This is a genomic window from Pseudomonas sp. Y24-6, assembly GCF_020295325.1.
Taxonomy (GTDB): domain Bacteria; phylum Pseudomonadota; class Gammaproteobacteria; order Pseudomonadales; family Pseudomonadaceae; genus Aquipseudomonas; species Aquipseudomonas gregormendelii.
In genome coordinates, this window is the sequence record NZ_JACBXG010000022.1 from 51,344 (window position 1) to 58,866 (window position 7,523).

Sequence of the window (7,523 nt, forward strand, 5' to 3'; positions counted from 1 at the left end):
TGACCATGAGCGAGACCACTACGTTCGACCTGCCGATTGCCGGCATGACCTGCGCCAGCTGCGCCGGGCGGGTCGAGCGTGCCTTGAGCAAAGTCCGGGGCGCCAGCGCCGTCAGTGTCAACCTGGCTACCGAACAGGCCCGGGTGCAGGCACCCGGCGACAGCCTGCCGGCCCTGATGGACGCCGTGCACCAGGCCGGATACAGCGTGCCACAGCAAACCCTGGAACTGAGCATCGATGGCATGACCTGCGCCTCCTGCGTCGGCCGGGTGGAACGGGCGCTGGCCAAGGTTGCGGGCGTGAAGAGTGTCAGCGTCAACCTGGCCAACGAACGTGCGCACCTCGAATTGCTGGGCCAGGTCGCTGCGCAAACCCTTATCGAAGCCGTCAGCAAGGCGGGATACTCGGCCAGCGTGCGGGAAGTCGAGCACGCTGCTGCCGATAACCAACAACAACGCCTGCACCGCGAACGCTGGAGGGTGATCCTGGCCATTGCCCTCGCCCTGCCATTGGTCTTGCCGATGCTGCTGCAGCCGTTCGGGGTGCACTGGATGCTCCCGGCCTGGGCGCAATTCGCGCTGGCCACGCCGGTGCAGTTCATTCTGGGTGCCCGCTTTTATGTGGCCGCCTGGAAGGCCGTCCGCGCCGGCGCGGGCAATATGGATCTGCTGGTTGCCCTGGGCACCAGCGCCGGTTACGGCCTGAGTATTTACGAATGGGCCACCGCTGCCGGGCGCATGCCGCACCTGTACTTTGAGGCTTCGGCAGTGGTGATTGCCCTGGTACTGCTGGGCAAATACCTCGAAAGCCGCGCCAAGCGCCAGACCGCCAGCGCCATCCGCGCCCTCGAAGCCCTGCGCCCGGAACGGGCGATTCAGGTGGTCGATGACCGCGAACAGGACGTCGCCATCAGCGCCCTGCGCCTGGGTGACCTGGTGCTGGTCAAACCCGGCGAACGCTTTCCGGTAGACGGCGAAGTTGTCGAAGGCCAAAGCCATGCGGACGAAGCCCTGATCAGCGGCGAAAGCCTGCCCGTGCCCAAGCAACCTGGGGACAAGGTCACGGGCGGCGCGATCAATGGCGAGGGCCGGCTGTTGGTGCGCACCCAGGCACTGGGGGCCGAAACCGTGCTGGCGCGAATCATTCGCCTGGTGGAAGACGCCCAGGCGGCCAAGGCTCCCATCCAGAAACTGGTGGACAAGGTCAGCCAGGTTTTCGTCCCCACCGTGCTGCTGATCGCATTGGCAACACTGGTTGGCTGGTGGCTTTACGGTGCGCCCATCGAAACAGCGCTGATCAACGCCGTTGCCGTGCTGGTGATCGCCTGTCCTTGCGCCCTCGGCCTGGCCACTCCCACGGCAATCATGGCCGGTACCGGGGTCGCTGCACGCTACGGGATCCTGATCAAGGATGCCGAGGCACTGGAACGCGCCCATGAAGTCAGTGCAGTGGTGTTCGACAAGACCGGCACGCTGACGTCGGGTGCGCCGCGCATCGCTCACTTGAGCGCCATCGGCGGCGATGAAAATGCATTGCTGCAAAAAGCCGGCGCGTTGCAGCGAGGCAGCGAGCACCCCTTGGCCAAAGCGGTGCTGGATGCTTGCGCCGAGCGCGGGCTGAGCGTCGCCAATGTCAGCGACAGCCAGTCCCTGACCGGGCGTGGGATTGCCGGCACGCTTGAAGGACGGCGCCTGGCCCTGGGTAATCGCCGTCTGCTGGAGGAGACCGGTTTGCAGGCTGGCTCCCTGGCGGACTCGGCCAGCGCGTGGGAAACCGAAGGCCGCACGCTGTCATGGCTGATCGAGCAAAGCCCCGAGCCGCAGGTGTTGGGCCTGTTCGCCTTTGGTGACACCCTCAAGCCGGGTGCATTGCAGGCTGTGCAACAACTTGGCGCGCGGCATATCAGCAGCCATCTGCTGACCGGTGATAACCGCGGCAGCGCCAAAGTGGTCGCGGACGCGTTGGGTATTGAGGATGTCCACGCCGAAGTGCTGCCGGCCGACAAAGCCGCCACCGTGGTCGAGTTGAAGAAAACTGCAGTCGTGGCCATGGTCGGCGACGGGATCAATGACGCCCCGGCCCTGGCTGCCGCCGACATCGGCATTGCCATGGGCGGAGGCACCGACGTGGCGATGCACGCCGCCGGTATCACCTTGATGCGGGGTGATCCACGACTGGTGCCTGCGGCACTGGAGATCAGCCGCAAGACCTACGCCAAGATCCGGCAGAATCTGTTCTGGGCCTTCGTCTACAACCTGGTCGGGATTCCCCTGGCAGCCTTCGGTTTTCTCAATCCGGTGCTGGCGGGCGCGGCGATGGCATTGTCGAGCGTCAGCGTGGTCAGCAATGCGCTACTGTTGAAAACCTGGAAGCCCAAGGACCTGGAGGACAACCGATGAACATCGGCCAAGCAGCCCGCAAAAGTGGCCTGAGCGCCAAGATGATTCGTTACTACGAATCCATCGGCCTGCTCAAAGCCGCCCATCGCACTGACAGCGGTTACCGCGTGTATGGCGACGATGACCTGCACACCCTGGCCTTCATCAAGCGTTCCCGGGATTTGGGGTTTTCCCTGGAAGAGGTCGGCAAGCTGCTGACCCTCTGGCAGGATCGCCAGCGCGCCAGCGCCGATGTAAAAGCCCTGGCCCGCCAGCATATCGACGAGCTGAACCAGAAGATTCGCGAGCTTGGCCAACTGCGCGACACGCTGCAGGACCTGGTGGAGCACTGCCAGGGCGACCATCGGCCCGATTGCCCGATCCTCAAGAACCTGGAGTCGGGCTGCTGTGCTGAGCCTGCCCATCAAACAACGAGACCGCGAGCCCCCCTGTAGGAGCGAGCTTGCTCGCGAAAAACCAGCGGGCGCCGCGGGGTATCAGTTGCCCCGCGTCACCGTTGACGACCATCGCGAGCAAGCTCGCTCCTACACGGGTTTAGGACGCTGCGGGGTATCGGCTGTCCCGCGTCATCGTCGACGACGATCGCGGGCAAGCCGGTCACAAAAAACCCGGCCGAAGCCGGGTTTTTCATCAACCAGTCACTGCATCCAGGGCGGAGGCGGTTCTTCGGTTTTGTTTGGTGGCGCGTCATCTGCCGCGCGCACCGCCTGCTTGCGCTCTTCATCCAGGCGTGCCGCCTCGATTTCGCGCATGATGCCGCCAACGTCGGCCAACTCTTCCGGCTCGTCGAACTCGCCGGTCAGGATGCTGGCCGGGTGCAAGGTGCCGGCTTCGTACAAGGCCCACATCTCCTTGGCGAACCTGGTCTGCTTCAACTCCGGAGCAAACCGCCCGAAGTATGAGGCCATGTTGCCCACATCCCGTTCCAGCATGTTGAACGCGTGGTTGTTCCCCGCCGCGTCCACTGCCTGAGGCAAGTCGATGATCACGGGGCCGGTCGGGGTCAACAGTACGTTGAACTCGGACAGGTCACCGTGCACCAGGCCGGTACACAACATCAGCACGATCTGCGAGATCAGGAACGCGTGATACTCGCGCGCCTGGTCCGGCTCCAGCACCACGTCGTTCAGACGCGGCGCAGCATCGCCGTACTCGTCGGCAACCAGCTCCATCAGCAGCACGCCTTCAAGGAAGTCGTAAGGCTTGGGCACCCGAACGCCAGCACCGGCCAGACGAAACAAAGCCGCCACTTCGGCGTTCTGCCAGGCGTCCTCGGTTTCTTTCTTGCCGAACTTCGAGCCCTTGGCCATGGCCCGGGCCTGACGGCTGTTGCGCACCTTGCGGCCTTCCTGGTATTCGGCCGCCTGACGGAAACTACGTTTATTCGCCTCCTTGTAAACCTTCGCGCAACGTAACTCGTTGCCGCAGCGCACCACATAAACAGCTGCTTCTTTACCACTCATGAGTGGGCGCAGCACCTCGTCGACCAGACCGTCCTCGATCAGGGGTTCAATGCGTTTTGGAGTCTTCATCAGCTTTTATTGTGGGTCCTTTATTACCAAACACGCGAAAGTCATTCGTTATACGGCAATCCACTCGCCGGTGGGAGGGGTTGCCGACCTATGAACGCTGCTATCTGCCTAAAGATGCACACAATGTGCCGATTATGCCCCGTCAATTTGGCCGCTTTCAGCGGACTTTTCAACGGCGCAAGGGATTATCAACGCTCGATAATCGCCGTCACGCCCTGCCCGCCCGCGGCGCAGATGGAGATCAGGCCACGGCCCTTGCCTGCCGCGTCCAGCAGCTTCGCCAGGTTGGCGACGATGCGTCCGCCGGTCGCGGCGAATGGATGACCTGCCGCCAGGGAGCTGCCTTTGACATTGAGCCGGCTACGGTCGATGGCACCCAATGGCGCGTCAAGGCCCAGGCGGGTCTTGCAGTACTCCGGGTCTTCCCAGGCCTTCAGGGTGCACAGCACCTGAGCGGCGAAGGCTTCGTGGATTTCGTAGTAATCGAAATCCTGCAGCGTCAGGCCGTTGCGCGCCAACAAGCGTGGCACGGCATACACCGGCGCCATCAGCAGGCCTTCGGCGCCGTTGACGAAATCCACCGCAGCCGTTTCGCCGTCGCGCCAGTAGGCGAGGATTGGCAAGCCGCGTTCCTTGGCCCACTCCTCACTGCCCAGCAGCACCAGGGACGCGCCATCGGTGAGCGGCGTGGAGTTGCCCGCCGTAAGGGTGCCCTTGGCGCTTTTCTCGAACGCCGGTTTCAGCCCCGCGAGTTTTCCCAGGGTCAGGTCGGGGCGCAGATTGTTGTCGCGGGTGAGCCCGAGGAACGGCGTCATCAGGTCGTTATGCCAGCCCTCAGTGTACGACGCGGCCAGATTGCGATGACTTTCCAGGGCCAGTTGGTCCTGGGCTTCGCGAGGAATGTTCCAGGTCTGCGCCATCAATTCGCAGTGCTGGCCCATGGACAGGCCAGTGCGCGGCTCGCCATTGCGCGGAAACTCCGGAATCAGGTGCTGGGGACGCAGTTGCAGGAACGTTTTCAGTTTGTCGGCCGTGGTCTTGCCGCGATTGGCCTGCAGCAGAATTCGACGCAACCCTTCACTGACACTGATCGGCGCATCCGAAGTGGTGTCGACGCCACCGGCAATCGCGCAGTCGATCTGGCCCAGGGCAATCTTGTTGGCCACCAGCAACGCCGCCTCCAGCCCGGTGCCACAGGCTTGCTGAATGTCGTAGGCCGGGGTGTGGGGTGACAGGCGCGAGCCGAGCACACACTCACGCGTCAGGTTCATGTCTCGCGACAGCTTGAGTACCGCCCCTGCAACCACCTCACCGATGCGCTGGCCATGCAGGTTGTAGCGTTCGATCAGCCCTTCGAGCGCAGCGGTGAGCATGGCCTGGTTACTGGCAATGGCGTAGGGTCCGTTGGAGCGAGCAAAGGGAATACGGTTACCACCGATGATCGCGACGCGGCGCAGTTGAGTCATGAAAAGCTCCTGATGAAATATTCCAATTCAAACGGCAAGCGTAGGCCTTATCTCGTGGATCGAACGACTGATCGCCATTCATGGTCCACACTTTGAACCCCAGCTACCGGAGTGCGTTCCATGTCTGACCGCTATATCGACTTCGCCAATTCATCCATCGGCCATCGCCTGGTCGGTGCCATGGGCCTGCCGTCGCCGGTTCGCCTGGAGCGCTGGCAAGCTGGCAGGCTGCGTCCGGTCGAGGGCGCGCTGCTGATTGGCGGTGGCCCGCTGGCGGAGAAAGTCAGTGCTTTCGCCAACCGCCTCACCGACGCGATCTACGGTTACGGCACCGAGCCTTCAGTGGCTACACCGTGGATTCCGGGGCACGGTCCGAAACTCAAGGCCGTGGTGTTCGATGCCAGCGACCTGGTGCACACCGATCAACTCAAACACTTGCGCGAGTTTTTCCAGCCACTGATGAAAAACCTCGATCAAAGCGCGCACCTGGTGATCCTCGGTCGCTCGCCACAAGGCTTGAACGACCCGTTTGCCGCCAGCGCCCAGCGGGCCCTGGAGGGGTTCAGCCGGTCCCTGGCCAAGGAACTGCGCAGCGGCGGCACCCTGCAATTGATCTATGTCGGTGAAGGTGCCGAGGATCAACTGGAAGGTCCGCTGCGGTTTTTCCTGTCGCCAAAAAGCGCGTTCGTCTCCGGCCAGGTCATCCGCCTGACCGCCTGCGACACCCCGGTGACCGACTGGACCCGCCCCCTGGCCGGGCGCAAGGCGCTGGTCACTGGCGCGGCGCGGGGCATCGGCGCCTCCATCGCCGAAATCCTGGCCCGTGATGGCGCCGAGGTGGTGCTGCTGGACGTGCCTCAGGCCAAGTCTGACCTTGAAGCCCTCGCCGCACGCCTCGGCGGGCGCAGCATCACCCTCGACATTTGCGCCGAGGATGCCGCCGCGCAACTGATCGACCACCTGCCCGATGGCATCGACATCGTGGTGCACAACGCGGGCATCACCCGGGATAAAACCCTGGCCAACATGACGCCGGAGTTCTGGGATGCCGTGCTGGCGGTCAACCTCAATGCACCGCAAGTGCTGACCAAGGCCCTGCTGGACCAGGGCACCCTGCGCGACAATGCCCGAGTGATCCTGCTGGCCTCCATCAGCGGCATCGCCGGCAATCGCGGGCAGACCAATTACGCCGCCAGCAAGGCCGGGCTGATCGGCCTGGCAGAAGCCTGGGCGCCGTTGCTCAAGGAGCGCGGCATCAGCATCAACGCCGTGGCCCCCGGGTTCATCGAAACCCAGATGACCGCCCACATCCCCTTCGCCTTGCGCGAAGCCGGCCGCCGCATGAGTTCCCTGGGCCAGGGTGGCCTGCCGCAAGACGTCGCCGAAGCGGTCGCCTGGCTGGCCCAGCCCGGCACGGGCGCATTCACCGGACAGGCCCTGCGGGTCTGCGGACAAAGCGTTTTGGGGGCCTAGACATGACGACCGACTGGCACACCCTCGATCGCGAGCCGAGCCTGGCCGACCTGTACGTCAAGGCCGCTACTCGCCGCAAAATCACGGGCACTACCCTGCCTGATTCCGGGCTGCGCACCGGGGTCGAGGTCGATCCCGGGCGCCTGGCGGCTTACCGCAAAGTCTGCGGCTTCGCCGACAATGCCTTGCTTGCACCCACCTATCCCCACGTACTCGCGTTTGCCTTGCAGATGCAACTGCTGACCGCCAGGGAGTTTCCTTTTCCGTTGCTCGGTCTAATCCATTTGAGTAATCGTATCCGCGTCCTGCGCCCGATGGGCGGCGTGGGCCGGGTGCGTGTCAGCGTGCGGGTGCAGAACCTGCAGCCCCACGCCAAAGGTGCAACCTTCGACCTCATAACGACCCTGGATGATCAACTCGGCGCGCTATGGGAGGCCGAAAGCCGGATGCTCTGTCGCGGCGTCAAGCTGGAGGGCGAAGCGGCGGAGGAAGTGCTCGCGCCGATGTTGCCGATGACCCAGGTCGCGCAGTGGCAAGCCCCGGCGGACATTGGCCGGCAGTACGCCAAGGTCTCCGGGGACTACAACCCGATCCACCTGAGTGCCGTCAGCGCCAAGCTGTTCGGCTTCCCCACTGCGATCGCCCATGGGTTG

6 protein-coding genes are annotated in these 7,523 nt (G+C 63.8%); 4 read left to right on the forward strand and 2 right to left on the reverse strand.

Annotation, left to right across the window (positions count from 1 at the left end; genetic code table 11):
* Positions 1 to 5: 5 nt before the first annotated feature.
* Both HYI44_RS27965 and cueR read left to right on the forward strand, forming a co-directional pair.
* Positions 6 to 2,399 carry a heavy metal translocating P-type ATPase gene (locus HYI44_RS27965; RefSeq protein WP_225571080.1) on the forward strand — a complete coding sequence of 798 codons (2,394 nt, stop codon included), beginning with the start codon at positions 6 to 8 and terminating at the stop codon, positions 2,397 to 2,399.
* On the forward strand, positions 2,396 to 2,833 hold the full coding sequence (gene cueR, locus HYI44_RS27970) for a Cu(I)-responsive transcriptional regulator (protein WP_122841649.1): 438 nt from the start codon (positions 2,396 to 2,398) through the stop codon (positions 2,831 to 2,833). The genes HYI44_RS27965 and cueR overlap by 4 nt, the downstream gene beginning before the upstream one ends.
* Before the next feature lie 204 nt (positions 2,834 to 3,037).
* Here the strand turns inward: cueR and HYI44_RS27975 are convergent, their stop codons facing one another.
* On the reverse strand, positions 3,038 to 3,931 hold the full coding sequence (locus tag HYI44_RS27975) for a PA4780 family RIO1-like protein kinase (protein ID WP_045058174.1): 894 nt from the start codon (positions 3,929 to 3,931) through the stop codon (positions 3,038 to 3,040).
* Positions 3,932 to 4,119: 188 nt separating this feature from the next.
* Complete coding sequence (locus tag HYI44_RS27980; protein WP_225571081.1) at positions 4,120 to 5,397, reverse strand: acetyl-CoA C-acetyltransferase; 1,278 nt, start codon at positions 5,395 to 5,397, stop codon at positions 4,120 to 4,122.
* Between the two features lie 120 nt (positions 5,398 to 5,517).
* On the opposite strand from HYI44_RS27980, the gene HYI44_RS27985 reads away from it, so the two are divergent.
* The gene (locus HYI44_RS27985) at positions 5,518 to 6,870 is read left to right on the forward strand and encodes a 3-oxoacyl-ACP reductase (RefSeq protein WP_225571082.1); all 1,353 of its coding nucleotides are present in this window, start codon (positions 5,518 to 5,520) and stop codon (positions 6,868 to 6,870) included.
* A 2-nt stretch (positions 6,871 to 6,872) separates the two neighbouring features.
* A partial coding sequence (locus HYI44_RS27990) for a MaoC/PaaZ C-terminal domain-containing protein (RefSeq protein ID WP_225571083.1) occupies positions 6,873 to 7,523 on the forward strand: 651 nt, incomplete at its 3' end.